Annotated in this window: 15 protein-coding genes; 10 read left to right on the forward strand and 5 right to left on the reverse strand. The window is 71.0% G+C overall.

The window, feature by feature from the left end; genetic code table 11:
- Positions 1-17: 17 nt before the first annotated feature.
- The 4 genes from corA to AB0K35_RS09405 all read right to left on the reverse strand — a co-directional run bounded on the left by corA (position 18) and on the right by AB0K35_RS09405 (position 3,629).
- Entirely contained in the window at positions 18-1,172 is a 1,155-nt protein-coding gene (gene corA / locus AB0K35_RS09390) for a magnesium/cobalt transporter CorA (protein ID WP_238669977.1), read from the reverse strand.
- Between the two features lie 321 nt (positions 1,173-1,493).
- Positions 1,494-2,588 carry a PLP-dependent aminotransferase family protein gene (locus tag AB0K35_RS09395; RefSeq protein ID WP_238669978.1) on the reverse strand — a complete coding sequence of 365 codons (1,095 nt, stop codon included), beginning with the start codon at positions 2,586-2,588 and terminating at the stop codon, positions 1,494-1,496.
- Positions 2,589-2,694: 106 nt separating this feature from the next.
- On the reverse strand, positions 2,695-3,153 hold the full coding sequence (locus AB0K35_RS09400) for an ester cyclase (protein WP_124770741.1): 459 nt from the start codon (positions 3,151-3,153) through the stop codon (positions 2,695-2,697).
- Positions 3,154-3,236: 83 nt separating this feature from the next.
- Positions 3,237-3,629 carry a CBS domain-containing protein gene (locus AB0K35_RS09405; RefSeq protein WP_030487774.1) on the reverse strand — a complete coding sequence of 131 codons (393 nt, stop codon included), beginning with the start codon at positions 3,627-3,629 and terminating at the stop codon, positions 3,237-3,239.
- A gap of 109 nt (positions 3,630-3,738) precedes the next feature.
- On the opposite strand from AB0K35_RS09405, the gene AB0K35_RS09410 reads away from it, so the two are divergent.
- From AB0K35_RS09410 to AB0K35_RS09440, 7 genes are all read left to right on the forward strand, one after another.
- Complete coding sequence (locus AB0K35_RS09410) at positions 3,739-4,191, forward strand: NUDIX domain-containing protein (RefSeq protein ID WP_363884663.1); 453 nt, start codon at positions 3,739-3,741, stop codon at positions 4,189-4,191.
- Complete coding sequence (locus AB0K35_RS09415) at positions 4,188-4,955, forward strand: hypothetical protein (protein WP_238669980.1); 768 nt, start codon at positions 4,188-4,190, stop codon at positions 4,953-4,955. The genes AB0K35_RS09410 and AB0K35_RS09415 overlap by 4 nt, the downstream gene beginning before the upstream one ends.
- A 77-nt stretch (positions 4,956-5,032) precedes the next feature.
- Positions 5,033-5,764: a phosphocholine cytidylyltransferase family protein gene (locus tag AB0K35_RS09420; RefSeq protein WP_238669981.1), complete on the forward strand. Its 732-nt coding sequence runs from the start codon at positions 5,033-5,035 to the stop codon at positions 5,762-5,764.
- Positions 5,752-6,819, forward strand: a complete 1,068-nt coding sequence (locus tag AB0K35_RS09425) for an iron-containing alcohol dehydrogenase family protein (protein ID WP_179781433.1) — start codon at positions 5,752-5,754, stop codon at positions 6,817-6,819. The genes AB0K35_RS09420 and AB0K35_RS09425 overlap by 13 nt, the downstream gene beginning before the upstream one ends.
- The gene (locus AB0K35_RS09430) at positions 6,794-7,516 is read left to right on the forward strand and encodes a CDP-alcohol phosphatidyltransferase family protein (RefSeq protein WP_363884666.1); all 723 of its coding nucleotides are present in this window, start codon (positions 6,794-6,796) and stop codon (positions 7,514-7,516) included. Before AB0K35_RS09425 ends, AB0K35_RS09430 begins: the two co-directional genes overlap by 26 nt.
- Positions 7,517-7,677: 161 nt before the next feature.
- Entirely contained in the window at positions 7,678-8,106 is a 429-nt protein-coding gene (locus AB0K35_RS09435; RefSeq protein WP_238669983.1) for an Rrf2 family transcriptional regulator, read from the forward strand.
- Positions 8,107-8,144: 38 nt separating this feature from the next.
- Positions 8,145-9,359 (forward strand): globin domain-containing protein, encoded by a 1,215-nt coding sequence (locus AB0K35_RS09440; protein ID WP_238669984.1) that lies wholly within the window; start codon positions 8,145-8,147, stop codon positions 9,357-9,359.
- Between the two features lie 121 nt (positions 9,360-9,480).
- Here the strand turns inward: AB0K35_RS09440 and AB0K35_RS09445 are convergent, their stop codons facing one another.
- Complete coding sequence (locus AB0K35_RS09445) at positions 9,481-10,749, reverse strand: glycosyltransferase (RefSeq protein ID WP_363884669.1); 1,269 nt, start codon at positions 10,747-10,749, stop codon at positions 9,481-9,483.
- A gap of 24 nt (positions 10,750-10,773) precedes the next feature.
- Here AB0K35_RS09445 and AB0K35_RS09450 point away from each other — a divergent pair, with 24 nt between their 5' ends.
- The 3 genes from AB0K35_RS09450 to AB0K35_RS09460 all read left to right on the forward strand — a co-directional run bounded on the left by AB0K35_RS09450 (position 10,774) and on the right by AB0K35_RS09460 (position 14,737).
- Positions 10,774-11,634, forward strand: coding sequence for a DNA-formamidopyrimidine glycosylase family protein (locus AB0K35_RS09450; protein WP_363884671.1), 861 nt, complete (start codon positions 10,774-10,776; stop codon positions 11,632-11,634).
- 264 nt (positions 11,635-11,898) lie between these two features.
- Positions 11,899-13,470 (forward strand): sugar transferase, encoded by a 1,572-nt coding sequence (locus tag AB0K35_RS09455; RefSeq protein ID WP_186718385.1) that lies wholly within the window; start codon positions 11,899-11,901, stop codon positions 13,468-13,470.
- Positions 13,471-13,510: 40 nt separating this feature from the next.
- Positions 13,511-14,737, forward strand: a complete 1,227-nt coding sequence (locus AB0K35_RS09460) for a histidine kinase (RefSeq protein WP_238669987.1) — start codon at positions 13,511-13,513, stop codon at positions 14,735-14,737.
- Positions 14,738-14,755: the final 18 nt, after the last annotated feature.

The following is a 14,755-nucleotide window of genomic DNA, read 5'->3' on the forward strand; positions in this document are numbered from 1 at the left end:
CGGCACTGTCGCAGGGATCAGAGCCAGCCGTTGCGGCGGAACCAGCGGTAGAGGGCCAGTGAGACGCCGAGCATGAGGGCGAGGGCCACCGGATAGCCGTACGTCATCTTCAGCTCGGGCATGTTGTCGAAGTTCATGCCCTCGACGCCGGCGATGGAGGTCCAGACGGCGGCGATGGCCGCCCACGCGGCGATCTTGCGCATGTCGTTGTTCTGGTCGACGGTGACCTGGGCCAGCCGCGCCTGGAGGATCGAGTTCAGCAGGTCGTCGTAGGAGTTCACCTGCTCCACCGTGCGGCTCAGGTGGTCCTGCACGTCCCGGAAGTACTTGCGGATCTCCTTGGGCACGTCCCGGTTGACCTGGGAGGTCAGCGTCATCAGCGGCCGTTGCAACGGCACCACCGCCCGCTTGAACTCGACCAGCTCCCGCTTCATCTGGTAGATCCGCTGGATCCGCCCGTGGCCGTGCCGGTCGAAGACCTCCGCCTCCAGCACGTCCAGGTCGTCCTCGATCTGCTCGGCCACCTCCAGATAGAGGTCGACCACCCGGTCGGTCACCCCGTACGCCACAGCCCACGGGCCGTGCAGCAGCAACTCCTGTTTGGTCTCCAGGTCGGCGCGGATCGGGGCGAGCCGGCAGGCATCGCCGTGCCGGACGCTGATCACGAAGTTCGGGCCGATGAAGAGCATCACCTGCCCGGTCTCCACCACCTCGGAGTTCTCGGTCAGCTCGGTGTGCTCGCAGTAACGGGCGGTGCGCAGCACCAGGAAGACGACGTCGCCGAACCGCTCCAGCTTGGGGCGCTGCTCGGCCTTGACCGCGTCCTCGACCGCCAGCTCGTGCAGGCCGTAGGTCTCCGCGATGGCTGTCATCTCGGCCAGCTCCGGCTGGTGCAGACCGATCCAGACGAAGCCGTGCTCCTCGCGGCGGGCAGCGGCCAACGCCTCCGCGTAGGTCCAGTCGCCGGGCTGACGCCTGCCGTCGACGTAGAGCGCGCAGTCGACCACGGCGCTGCGGCCGGTGCCGGTGCCCGTCGGGGCCGGCACGGGCGGCGAACCGTCGGCGTTGAGGATCCGGGTCATCGCCCGGACCGGGGAGGGCCACGCCCGAGGTCGCAGCACCCGACCGGTGGTCGACGGTGCCGTCCGGTCCCGCTCTGTCCGATCCGTCATCGCGTCACCTCCCGCGCTCAGCTGCGGCTTGCAGGCTACGCCGATCGCGGTCGAGGACCGGTGTGACGGCGGTCGCGTGGGGCGGCGCCGGGCGGGCCGGGCCGCATCGGGGGGTGTGCGGGGGACGACACGGCCCACCCGGCACCTGTGGGGGCGGGAGGTTGTGCTGCCGCGTCAACCCGGCGGGGCCGGCCCGGAGGCCGGGCGGTGAACTCCGCAGTTGGCGGGGTGACGCTCGCAGCATTGTGGGCCAGCCGGCCGCCCGCAGGGGAGACCCGGGACGGCCGGCATCGTCGTTCTGTCAGGAACCCGACAGTTAAATCAGCTGCGGACGGCCTCGACGGCCGAGGCGAGCCGCCGGACACCCTCGTCGATCCGGTCGGCGGTCACCGCCGAGAAAGCCAGTCGGAGCGCATGCCGGCCGCCGTCCAGCATGAAGTCGCTGCCCTTGACCACGGCGACCCCGCGTTCGGCCGCCGCCGGAGCGAGCCGGTCGACAAGCACGTCCTCGGGGAACTCCACCCAGAGGAAGTAGCCACCGTCGGGCTCCACGAACCGCGCCTGCGGCAGGTGCCGGCGCAACGACTCGGCGAGCACCTGGGACCGCTCACCCAACGCCGCCCGGACCGTCTCGATCGAGCGGTCGATGTCACCGGAGACGCAGAACTGGTGCACGATCGCCTGGGACACCATCCCCGGGGAGATGTAGAGGCTCGTCGCGTTCTTCGCGATGGAGGCGATCAGGTCCGCCGGGCCGACCAGGTAACCGACCCGCACACCCGGGCAGACCGTCTTGGTGAAGCTCGACGCGTGCACCACCACATTGCGGGTGTCCAGCGAGAGCATCGACGGCAGCGCCTCGCCCCGGAAGCGGACATCCGCGTACGGGTCGTCCTCGAAGATCGTGAACTCGTACTCGGCGGCCAGGTCGAGCAGCTCCCGGCGCTTCTCCTCCGAGAGCGTCATGCCGGCCGGGTTCTGGTAGTTCGGGATGACGTGCGCGAGCCGGGGGCGGACCCCGGACTCCAGCAGCTTGCGCAGCTCGGCGGTGTCCAGGCCGTCCGGCTGGACGGCGATGCCGTGCAGCTCACTGCCCATCCGCTGGAGGTTGAGCAACGTCCGGTCGTACGTCGGGCGCTCCACCACCACCGCGTCGCCGGGGCGGACCAGGTGGTCGAAGAGGAACGCGTCGGCCTGAAGCGACCCGTTGGTGACCAGCACCTGGTCGGCCTCGACCCCGTGCTTCTCGGCGATCCACTTTCGCAGCGGAAGGTACCCGACGGAGGTGCCGTACGCCGTCACCCCAGCGGGGTCGGCGTCGAAGGCGCGTACGGCGGCGGCCTTGAGCCCCTCGACATCGACGATGTCCAGCGAGGGAGCCCCACGGGCAAAGGAGATCAACTGCTCGGCGGTCATGGATATTGAGCGTACGGGCGGCGGCGGGGGACGCGCGGTCGGCACGGCGATGTCCGCATCCTGAGCCACCGGGTCGGGTGACGGCACTCCACCGGTCGGCGGCAGATCAGACCGGAAGGGCGAGCGCGTCGTGCTGCGCGGCCCGGGAAAGCCCCTCCAACTGCACGCCGAGCGCGTCGAGGAGCTGGCTCCAGTCGAAGTAGGAGCGCCAGGCGGTGATCCGGCCCTTGCGGGCCCGGACCACGTCGGCCACCTCCCAGCTCACCAGCCTGCCGGTGGGCGCGACGGTGCCGTACGGCGAATGCAGGGTGCCGGTGTGGGTGCCGGTCAGCCGCAGCTCGACAGCGGCGCCACCGCCGGTGCGGACCGCGCCCATCGGGTCGACCCGCAGATCCGGAAAGGCGCCGGTCCAGGTACGCAGCAGCGCGGGCAGCTCGATCGGACGGACCGTCACGCCCGGCATGGCGTAGAACGCCTCCGGGGCGTAGAGATCCGGCAGCCGGGCCACGTCCCGACGCAGGAGCATCGCGTACTGCTGCTCGACCAGCCGCTCCGCGTCGCGCATCGGGACCTCCCCCACGGGCCACGGCACCTCCGCGCCCGCAAGGGATGTCTACCCATCGATCCGGCCCCGCACACCACCCCCGGTCAGGTCGTGGCGACCGCCTGGCTCTCCGACCAGACCCGCATGATGTCCCGCACGGAGATCACGCCGGCCACCTCCCGGCCGTCGAGCACCACCAGGTGCCGGAATCCGCCCCGGGCCATCGCGGCGGCGGCCTCGGCCACCGTCCACTCCGGCCCCGCGTAGACCACGTCCCAGGTCAGGTGGGCGCCGGTGCGTTCCACGTCGCAGTCGAGGCCGGCGCCGATGGCCTTCAACACGTCACGTTCGGTCATGATCCCCACGCCCTCGGAATCGGGGTCGATCACGACCGCCGACCCGACACCGCGGGCCGACATCATCCGGGCCGCCTGGCGGAGCGTGTGCTCCGGACCGACGACGAGGACCTGGCTGGACATCGCATCCCGTACCTGCATCACACATCACCCCTTTGGGACGGTGGCATTCGGTACGGACATGGTGGTCGGTGGATGTTTCCGGGACAAGAGCGGCATCGCACAAGCTGCGGACGCTGGCTACTGTCGGATGGTGTCCACCGAGCCCCTGCGCTGCGCCGGCGCGCTGATCGTCGACCATGACGGCCGCATCTTCTTTCAGCGCCGCTCACCACACCGACGCCTGTTTCCCAATTGTTGGGACATCGTCGGTGGCCACGTGGAGCCGGGCGAGGACATCGACGAGGCACTGCGCCGGGAGATCACCGAGGAGACCGGCTGGGTTCTCTCCCACGTCCTGGGCCAGGTGGGCGAGTACAGCTACGTCGGCGACGACGGCCTGGCCCGGACCGAGTACGACTTCCTTGTCCGCGTCGACGGTGACCTCGACCGCCCGATGCTGGAGGCCGGCAAGCACACCGAGAACCGCTGGCTGGCCGAGCACGAGGTGACACTGCTCGACGAGCACCGCGACGTCAACGACGGGCTGATCCGGCGGATCGCGGAGGAGGGCTTCGCCGTCCTGCGGTCGATCGGTCTGTGAACACCGTCGAACTGGCGCCCCACCGGATCGCCGGGCTGCTCGCACCTGCCGTGGACCGGACCTTCCGCGCCGGCATCCTGGCCGGCCGGGACGGTGGTGGCGCCGAGTTGTCCCAGCGCTACGGCGGGATCACCGCCACCGGCTTCCTGGTCGACCTGCGCACTCGGCTGGCCGCACCCGGTGGCACTGTCGACGGGCCCGGGTTCGCGGCGATCACCCGCTACCAGGACCCGGTCGCCTGCCGGCGGACAGTGGACAAGCAGGTGGCCCACGGGATGATCTACCGCGGCCCGGGCGGAGCCCTGTCCGCCACCGAGCGGGGTGCCGCCTTCCTCGCCGAGCTGTACCAGGTGCACGCCGAGGTGACCGAGGAGTTGTGGGCCGGCCACGACGACCGGGTGGCCCGGCTCGTGGCAATGCTCGGCCGACTGCTGTCGTACGCACTCGTGCTGGCCGACGAGGAGGCGCACCCGGTCGCCTCGGCCTTCGCCGCGCTGGCACCCCCGTACGAGCCGGACGGCACCCCGTCGGGCGTCCTGCTGCTCAACCGGCTCAGCACGCTGCGACACCACCGGGCCGACGCGCACGCCGCCGCCTGGACCGCCGCCGGGCACACCGCGTCGAGCATCGCCGCCCTGCCGGCCGGTCCCGAGCGACTCGCCATCGAACTGGAGACCGACCGGCGGGCCGCCGGCCCGTACGCCACGCTCAGCGCGGAGGAGCGCCTGACAATGCTCGCCGACCTGGCGGCACTGCCCGGCTGACCGGTTGGCCGGAGCGGCGCACCCGGCCGGCGCTATCCTCCACCGGTGACGGGAGCAGGACTAGGGAGGATGTCGCGATGATCGGAATGGTGCTCGCGGCCGGAGCGGGACGACGGCTGCGCCCGTACACCGACACCCTGCCCAAGGCTTTGGTGCCGGTGGACGGCGAGACGACGATCCTGGACATCGCGCTGGGCAACCTCGCCGAGGTCGGGCTCACCGACATCGTGATCGTCGTCGGCTACGCGGCGGACGCGGTCGTCTCCCGCCAGGCGGAGCTGGAGAAGAAGTACGGGGTCACGCTCACCCTGGTGCACAACGACAAGGCCGAGGAGTGGAACAACGCCTACTCGCTCTGGCTGGCCCGGGAGTACTTCGCGCGTGGGGTGCTGCTGGTCAACGGGGACACCGTGCACCCGGTGAGCATCGAGAAGACCCTGCTGGCCGAGCGCGGCCCGGGCATCCTGCTGGCCGTGGACACCCTCAAGCCGCTGGCCGAGGAGGAGATGAAGACCACCTTCGACGCCGCCGGTCAGCTCACCCGCATCACCAAGATCATGGATCCGGGCGAGGCGTACGGGGAGTACATCGGCGCGACGCTGATCGAACCGCAGGTCGCCGACGCCCTCGCCGACGCGCTGGAGGCGACCTGGCGACGGGACCCGAACCTCTACTACGAGGACGGCTACCAGGAGTTCGCCGACCGGGGCGGGGAGGTGCGGGCGGCGCCGATCGGTGACGTCCCGTGGGTCGAGGTCGACAACCACGCCGACCTGGCCCGCGCGCGGGAGATCGCGTGCCGCTACTAGCTCGGAGCGTCCTCACCCCGCTGCACATCGACGTGCGACGCGGGGCGGTCGCCGACCTGGGCGCGATCCTGGCCGACGGGCGGATCTCCTCCGGGGGCGACGTCGCGGTGGTGGTCGGCCCGGGTCAGGGCGCCCAGATCGCGGAGCTGATCCGACCGTCGCTGCGCTCGGCGGACGTGTTCACCGTCTCCGGCGGGACGCTGGACGCGGCCGACGACCTGGGCGGCAAACTCCGCGCCAGGTCCTACGACGCGGTGGTCGGCATCGGTGGCGGCAAGACCATCGACGTGGCCAAGTACGCGGCGACCCGCCGAGGGCTGCCGATGGTGTCGGTGGCGACCAGCCTCGCCAACGACGGGATCGCCTCCCCGGTGGCCAGCCTGATCACCGACGGAATCAAGGGCTCCTACGGCGTCCACATCCCGATCGGGGTGATCGTCGACCTGGACTTCGTGGAGAGCGGTCCGGACCGGCACAACAGGGCCGGCATCGGCGACGTGATCAGCAACATCAGCGCGCTGGCCGACTGGGAGCTGTCCCGACAGGTACGCGGTGAGCCGGTCGACGGACTGGCCGCCTCCCTCTCCCGGGCAGGTGCCGAGGCGGTGCTCAACCACCCGGGTGACATGAGCGACGACGCCTTCGTGATCGTCCTCGCCGAGGCGTTGATCTCCAGTGGCCTGGCGATGGCTGTCGACGGCACCAGCCGCCCGTGCAGCGGCGGCTGCCACGAGATCATGCACGCTGTCGACTCGCTCTTTCCGGGGACCGCCTCGCACGGCGAGCTGGCCGGGCTGGGTGCCCTGTTCTGCACCTGGCTGCGCGGAGACCTCCGCCGCTTCGGGGAGATGTCGGCCTGCCTCGCCCGGCACGGTCTGCCCCGGCTCCCCGCCGAGGTGGCGCTCACCGACGACCAGTTCATCGAGGCGGTGCAGTTCGCGCCGCGTACCCGGCCGGACCGGTACACCATCCTCGAACACCTGGCGCTGTCGCCTACCGAGACCCGGGAGCGGCTGGCAGACTACGCCGGTGCAATCCGCGACCAGCTTGGCTGACCCCCGTCCCACCGTCGCCGACTTCCACCGGGTGAACCGGGGCGGCGGCCTGTTCAGCGAGTCGATCAGCCAGTGGCTGGGGGCCGTCTTCGCGCTCGTCGCCCAGCGGCTCAAGCTGCGACCGACCGCGTTGACCATCACCAACCTGGTGCTCGGGCTGGCCACCTCGGTCACCGTGGTGGCGCTCGCCGGCCCGGTCGCCGCCGGGGACGTACCGGCCTGGGTGGTCGGCCTGCTCGCCCTGGTCGGCTGGCAGGTGGCGTACTCCCTGGACTGCGCGGACGGGCAGCTGGCCCGGGTGACCGGCCAGGGCAGCGCTGCCGGCGCGCGCGTCGACGTGCTCTGCGACGTGGCCGCGCAGATCGCCCTGGTGGCAGCGCTGGCCGCGACCGCCGTGGCGCAGGAGCCGGGCACACCGACCTGGCTCGTGGCCACGTTCGCGGGCACCTGGATGGTCAACCTGGTGACGTCGGTGATGCAGGCCGGCCCGAACGCGGCCAGCATGGTCACCTCGACCTCGCTGCCGGTGCGCCTGGTGAAGCTGGTCCGCGACTACGGCGCTGTGGTCTTCGTGGCCGCCGTGGTGCTCGCCGTGGCCCCCGCGCTGGTCCTCTGGGTGATGGTCGCCTTCACCATCGTCAACGGCGGTTTCCTGCTGGCGAGCATCGCCTTCTCCGCCCGGGCCTCCCTGCGCTGACCCGACCAACCTGCCGTAGGGCGTCACACGCGACGCCCTACTCCTCCTGGCTGCTGCGCTGGTGCTGGGCGTGGGTTCGTCGACTGTGTCTCGTCCGAGAGCCGGAGTGACCTCCGGCATAAAACAGGACTCCGGGACTCCTCTTTACATAGGGTCCTTCTGTGCGCCTCAACCGCTCCACTGACATCAGCCTTCGCATCCTCATGCTGGGTGCGACACGCAACGGACTGCTCACCATCGACGAACTGGCCGATTGTCTGGCGGTGCCACGGCACCATCTCGCCAAGGTCGTGCAACGGCTGCAGCACCTGGGCCTGCTGGAGACCGTGCGGGGTCGTAGCGGTGGGGTCCGCCTCGCCGCCGCCGCCAGCTCGGCATCGATAGGCGGCCTAGTCCGGGACCTGGAGGGCGAGAGTGAGGTTGTCGACTGCGACGGCGACCCGGCCTGCCCATTGAGCCGCGGCTGCCTGCTTCGGGGTGCCCTGAGCCGCGCACAAGAGGCGTTCTATGCCGCCCTCGACCCGATCACGGTCGGCGACCTCGCCGCACCGCCGGCCCGGCAGATGCTGCTGAGCCTCGGCCGCGCCTGATCGTCACACCGATCCCTTCATCGGAGGAACACGGAACAATGCTCTCCGCAACCAGCGTCCCGGTCATCGAAGCGACTCTTCCCGTCGTCGGCCAACACATCGACACCATCTCCGGCGTCTTCTACGACACGATGCTCGGCGAGAACCCCGATCTGCTCAATCTGTTCAGCCGTAGCGCACAGGCGACTGGCGAGCAGAAGAGCGCCCTGGCGGGCGCTGTCGCCACCTTCGCCGCTCACCTGGTCGGCGTCGGCCCGGATGCCTCGGTCTTCGAGCACATGACGGAGCGCATCGCACAGCGGCACTGCGCACTGGGTATCCGACCGGAGCAGTACACGATGGTCGGGAGATACCTCATGGGAGCGGTGGGGACCGTTCTCGGCGATGCGGTGACTCCGGAGGTCGCCGCCGCGTGGGATGAGGTGTACTGGCTGTTCGCCTCCCGGCTGATCGGACGCGAGGCACGCCTCTACGCCGAGGCCGGTGTGCACGGCAACGACCCGTGGCGTGAGTACGTCGTGGCGAACAAGATCACTGAGGCGCGCGACACCGTGTCCTTCATCTTGACCCCGACCGCCGGGGGCACCGTGCCCGACTTCCTGCCCGGTCAGTACGTCACAGTCGCCGCGGACCTTCCCGACGGCACACGACAGCTGCGGCAGTACTCCCTGTCACAGGCGGCCCCCGGTCGTACGCTGCGGATCACGGTGCGCCGGGTGCGCGGGATCGGCGGGGCTCCGGACGGCGTCGTCTCCGGCTTCCTGCACGACCACGTCGGCATCGGCGACCACCTGCGCCTGAGTTCGCCGTACGGCGAACTGACGCTGCGCGACAGCGACGCGCCGCTGGTGCTGGTGAGCGCGGGCGTCGGTATCACTCCGATGGCCGCGATCCTGGACCACGTGGCGCGCACCCAGCCAGCCCGCGACGTCACGGCAGTACACGCCGACCGCAGTGTCGAGCGGCACCCGCTGCGCGCCGACATGTACACCAACGGCTCGCGCCTGCGGTCCTTCCGAAACCTCGTCTGGTACGAGGAGCCGGCAGACGTCCCCGGTGCCAACGTCGGCTTCGTCGACATCGACGCCATCCCGCTCCATCCAGATTCGGTGGTCTACCTCTGCGGCCCGGTTCCGTTCATGCAGCTGGTCCGCGCCGGTCTGCACCGCCGTGGACTGCCCGACGAGCGGATCCGCTACGAGGTCTTCGGATCCGAGCAGTGGCGCCCCGCCCCGGCGGCCGTCCCGGCCTGATCGGGCCGCCGGGAACTCGTCGAGGCGACCCCGCCCGATCTGACCGCCGAACTGGTCCGTCGAGCTCGCCAGCGGGCGGGCCTCGACGGGTTTCCGGGCCGCCCGGACCGGCGCGGGTGGATCAGGTGCGGGTGGGGGTGTGGGTCAGGCCCGTGTAGATGTCGAGAAGCTTCTTGGTGACCACGTCCGGGTGAAAGATCCGCTCGTAGCGGGCGCGGGCGGCCAGGGTGAGCTCGGACGCGCCGGCCCGGGCCACCGGCAGGGCTGCCGCCAGCGCGGCCGGCTCCGGAGCCACCACCCAGCCGGCCTCGCCGAGGCCGATCCCGGCCGGCAGGACCGGCCCGCCGCCCCCGGCGACGGCCGAGGCGACGCCGGCCGGGCCGGTGCCGGCGGGCTCGTGCGGGGCGTCGGCCCCGACCAGGTACGGAATGCCGCCCAACGCCGTACCGAGTACCGGACGGCCGCTCGCCAACGCCTCGATGATCACGGTGGGCAGCACGTCGTGCCACATCGCGGCGGCGATGACCACAGCGCTCGCCTCGACCGCTGCCCGCACGCCGGCCCGGTCGAGCTGACCGAGATAGACCACGTCAGGTCGCTCGGCGGCGGCTGCCTCCACCAGGTGGCGCAGCTCGCCGTCACCGGCCACCCGCAGCGTGCCCAGCGAACCCACCGGGTGCCGGCGCCAGGCGTCCAGCAGCAGGTCGACGCCCTTCTCCGGGGAGAGCCGGGCCATGTAGAGGAACCCGTCACCGAGCGGCGCCGGCCGACCCGGGTCGGGTACGGAGTTCGGCTTCACCACGATGCGTTCGTCCGGAATGCCGTATTCGCGGAGGTGATCGGCGATCGCCGAGGTGAGCGCGATGTACCGGTCCACCGAGCGCCAGGTGCCCCGGTGCACGGCAAGGGTGGTCGCCATCAGCGCGCTCTGCACCGCCGAGTCGCGGTAGCAGCGGTGCTTGATCGCCGGCACACCCAACGCCCGGCCCTTGCAGTCCTGACAGATCACGCCGTCACGGAAGTAGATCCCCGACGAGCAGACCTGCCGGTAGTTGTGCACCGTCTGCACCACCGGCACGCCGTGCCGGTGCGCGGTCCGCACCACCCAGGGCGAAATCAGGGGGTACGGGTTGTGCAGGTGCAGAACGTCCGGTCGGTGCTCGGTGAGCAGTCGGCTCAGGTCATGTTGGGCGCGCGGCGCCCAGATCGGCGAGATCGGCAGCAGCGCCTTCGCCGCCGTCGACATCGACGGGATCTCGTCCGAACTGCGAATGAAGGGCAGCACCTCGACGCCAGCGGCGGTGAGCTGGGCGATCTCCGAGTCGACGATCGTGTTCTCACCGGAAGGCTGGGCTTCCCGGTACCGGTTGTGTGCCACCACGATTCTCACGGGAAAGAAGGCTACCGTTGTGTCGTGCCCGAACTACCGGAGGTTGAGGCGCTCGCGGGTTACCTGCGTCAGCGCGCGGTGGGGCGGCGCGTCGATCGGCTGGAGATCGCCGCGATCAGCGCCCTGAAGACGTACGAGCCGGCACCGACCGAGGTCGCCGGCCGGGCGGTGGTCGACGCCAGTCGGCACGGAAAGTTCCTCGACGTCCTCTTCGAGGGCGGCCTGCACCTTGTGGTGCATTTGGCGCGAGCAGGCTGGCTGCACTACCGGGAGGCGTTCCCCGCCACCACCCCGCTGCGTCCGGGCAAGGGTCCGATCGCGGTGCGGGTACGCCTGGATGACGGTTCCGGCTTCGACCTCACCGAGGCCGGCACCCAGAAGAAGCTTGCCGCATACCTGGTCACCGACCTCGCGGCGGTCCCCGGGGTGGCAAAGCTGGGCCCGGACGCGCTCGCCGCGGACCTGCCCCTCTTCGCCGAGCGGCTGCGGAGCAGGCGGGGGCAGGTCAAGGGGGTGCTGACCGACCAGTCGGTGCTGTCCGGGGTGGGCAACGCGTACTCCGACGAGATCCTGCACGCCGCGAAGCTGTCCCCGTTCGCGATCACCGATCGGCTCACCGACGCCCAGATCGCCACCCTGCACGCCGCCACCCGGCAGGTCCTCGGCGACGCGGTCGAGCGCTCCCTCGGGCAGCGGGCCGCGGAGCTGAAGGGCGAGAAACGCTCCGGGCTGAAGGTGCACGCGCGCACCGGCCTGCCCTGCCCGCTGTGCGGGGACACAGTGCGCGAGGTGTCGTTCGCCGATTCCAGCCTCCAGTACTGCCCCACCTGCCAGACCGGCGGCAAGCCGCTCGCTGACCGTCGGTTGTCTCGCCTCGTACGGTGAGTAATTGCACTTCAGGCCTACGGAGCGGAATCGCCCTCCCTGAGCGGAAGCTCCGGTCCGCCCTTCTCGCCACGCGCGCATCCATCGGTATAGTGGCCCGGTCCCCGGCTTCTGAAATGGTGCGGAGCCGGCCAGATCCCGCCAGCACCGTCGGTCGCCAATCTCCTTCGGGGCGACGACCGGTCGGGGCCCGCGTGGGAGACTGGGACGGTGGGCGACCCGGGCCTTCACGCCGAGTGAGCGGCCCGTGTCATGCGGGAGGACATGGGTGAGGTGACGGCAAGCCTCCAGCGCCCGGTAACCAACGAAGGCCGGAGCAGACTCGTGCGGCACGTCGACAGCTTCGAGATCCAGCCGCCGACGCCGCCGTCCCACAACGGCGTTCCTCGGTCGGCGTGGACGAGGGCGCGACGCCGTGTCTCCCGCTGGCACCGCCCCTACATCGCGATCCTGCTGCTGCTCGACTTCGGCGCGGCGGCGTTCGCCAGCTGGATCGCGATCCAGCTCTTCGACCAGGCTGCCTCCGGTTTCTCCGGCACCCAGCAGGACCCGACCTGGTTCCACACCGTCTCCTACCTGCTGCTTCCGCTCGGCTGGGTGGTGATCCTCTGGAGCAACCGGGCCTACGACCGGCGCTACCTGGGGCTCGGCCCGGACGAGTTCAAGCGGGTGATCCGGGCATCGGTGACGGTGGCCGCGAGCGTCTCCTTCCTCGCCTTCTCCACAGTCACCCAGCTCTCCCGTTTCACAGTGGGCACGGCACTGGTCGGCGCGACGCTGTTGATCCTCTGGGGCCGTTTCGTGGCCCGCTGGGCGCTGCACTACATCCGGCGGCGGGCCGGCCAGGCCGCTCACCGGATGGTGCTGGTCGGCACCCTGCCCGAGTGCCTGGAGGTCTACGCGGCGGTCACCCGCAGCCCGGCCGCCGGGCTGATGCCCGTCGCCATCCACATCACCGACGGGTACGCGGCGGCCCGAGGCATGCCGACCCCGGTTCCGGTGTACGCCGGACGCGACGTCCTGGCCCTGGTCCGTGAGGTCGGTGGGGACACCATCGCCGTCTGCGGGTCGGCCAGCGCGGAGCCGGGCGAGTTGCGCCGGCTGGCCTGGCAGCTGGAGGGTTCCGGCGTCGACCTGGTTGTTGCCCCGCAGCTCACCGACATCGCCGGCCCCCGGGTGCACATCCGGCCGATCGAGGGTCTGCCGCTGCTGCACGTCGAGGAGCCGACCCTGTCCGGGCCGGCGCTGCTGGCCAAGAACCTGATGGACCGGGTCGCCGCCGGTCTCGGCCTGCTGCTGCTGATTCCGCTCTTCCTGGCCATCGCCGTGGCAATCCGGATCTCCGACCCCGGCCCGGTCTTCTTCCGCCAGCCCCGGGTGGGGCACGAGGGGCGCACGTTCCGGGTGTGGAAGTTCCGGACCATGTACGTCAACGCCGAGGACCGGCTGGCCAGCCTTGTCGATCGGAACGAGACCGACGGCATGCTGTTCAAGATGAAGGAGGACCCTCGGGTCTTCCCGGTCGGTCGCTTCCTGCGGGCCACGTCGCTGGACGAGCTACCGCAGCTGATCAACGTGCTGTGGGGCGAGATGTCGCTGGTCGGGCCCCGCCCGCTACCGGCCGACGACGGTGACTTCCTGGGTGACGTGCGGCGTCGACTGCTGGTCCGCCCCGGCATGACCGGGCTGTGGCAGGTCTCCGGCCGCTCCGACCTGTCCTGGGACGAGTCGGTCCGACTGGACCTCTACTACGTCGACAACTGGTCGCTCGCGTACGACCTGAGCATCCTGTGGCGCACCGTCGGGGTGGTGCTCGCCCGCAAGGGCGCGTACTAGAGGGGTTGGCGCGCCGGCTCGCAGGGGCGAGGATCGCTGCGTGGCTGCCAACCTCTCCGCCGTGGTCGGCGTCGTCTCACTCGTCACCGCGTTGACCGCGGCCCTGCTGGCGGTGCTGCGGCTGCGGGCCCGCCGTGGCATCGCCACCGCCACCCAGCGGGCCACCTACGAGGTGCTGCACACCGCCGGCCTGGCCGCCGAGCCGCTGCGAGCGGGGTTGAGCGAGGCGGGCGCGGCGAAGGCCGTACGGCATCTGCGGGCGCTGGTGGGCGCGGTCGGGCTGGCGCTCACCGACGCCGACCGGCTGCTGGCCGTCGACGGGCGCGGCACGCACCACGGAGAGCAACTGCTCGCGGCGGCTCGGCGGACGGTGGACAGCGGCCGCTCGACGGTGCTGGGTGAGCAGGAACTGCACTGCGACCGGGTCGACTGCCCGGTCCGCGGGGCGGTGGTCGCGCCGTTGCTGGGGGCGGACGGCCGGGTGGTGGGCGCGCTGGTGGCGGTCGCCGACAGCCCGCCGCCTCCGGGGTTGGTGCAGGCCACCCTGGAGACGGCGCACTGGGCCGGCAACCAGCTCGCCCTGGCCGAGCTGGACTCGTCGCGAGAGCGACTTGCCCGCGCCGAGATCCGCGCGTTGCGGGCGCAGATCAGCCCGCACTTCATCTACAACGCGCTGACCGCGATCGGCTCGTTCGTCCGCACCGACCCGGAGCGGGCCCGGGAGCTGATCCTGGAGTTCGCGGAGTTCACCAGGTACTCGTTCCGGGCGCACGGGGAGTTCACCACGCTGGCCGAGGAGCTGCGGTCGATCGACCGCTACCTGACCATCGAGCGGGCCCGGTTCGGCGACCGGTTGCAGGTGCGGTTGCAGATCGCCCCGGAGGTGCTGCCTGTGACGCTGCCGTTCCTCTGCCTCCAGCCGCTGGTGGAGAACGCGGTTCGCCACGGGTTGTCCCGCAAGCCGGGCACGGGCATGGTGAGCATCGAGGCCCGGGACGCGGGAGCCGAATGCCACATCACGGTGGAGGACGACGGAGTGGGAATGGATCCGACCACGCTGACCGCCGGCATCGCCGAGTTGGCCCGCGGCACCGGCGACCCTGGCGACGACACGGGCCAGCACGTCGGCCTCTCCAACGTCGACGAGCGGTTGCGCTCTGTCTTCGGGGACCGGTTCGGCCTGGTAGTGGAGACCGGGTTGGGCTCGGGCACGAAGGTGAGCATGCGGGTGCCGAAGTTCCACCCGGGCGTGCGGGCAGGGTCGTGAGCGAGCGGGCCGGGACGG

The organism is Micromonospora sp. NPDC053740 (assembly GCF_040677775.1).
Taxonomy (GTDB): Bacteria; Actinomycetota; Actinomycetes; order Mycobacteriales; family Micromonosporaceae; genus Micromonospora; species Micromonospora alfalfae.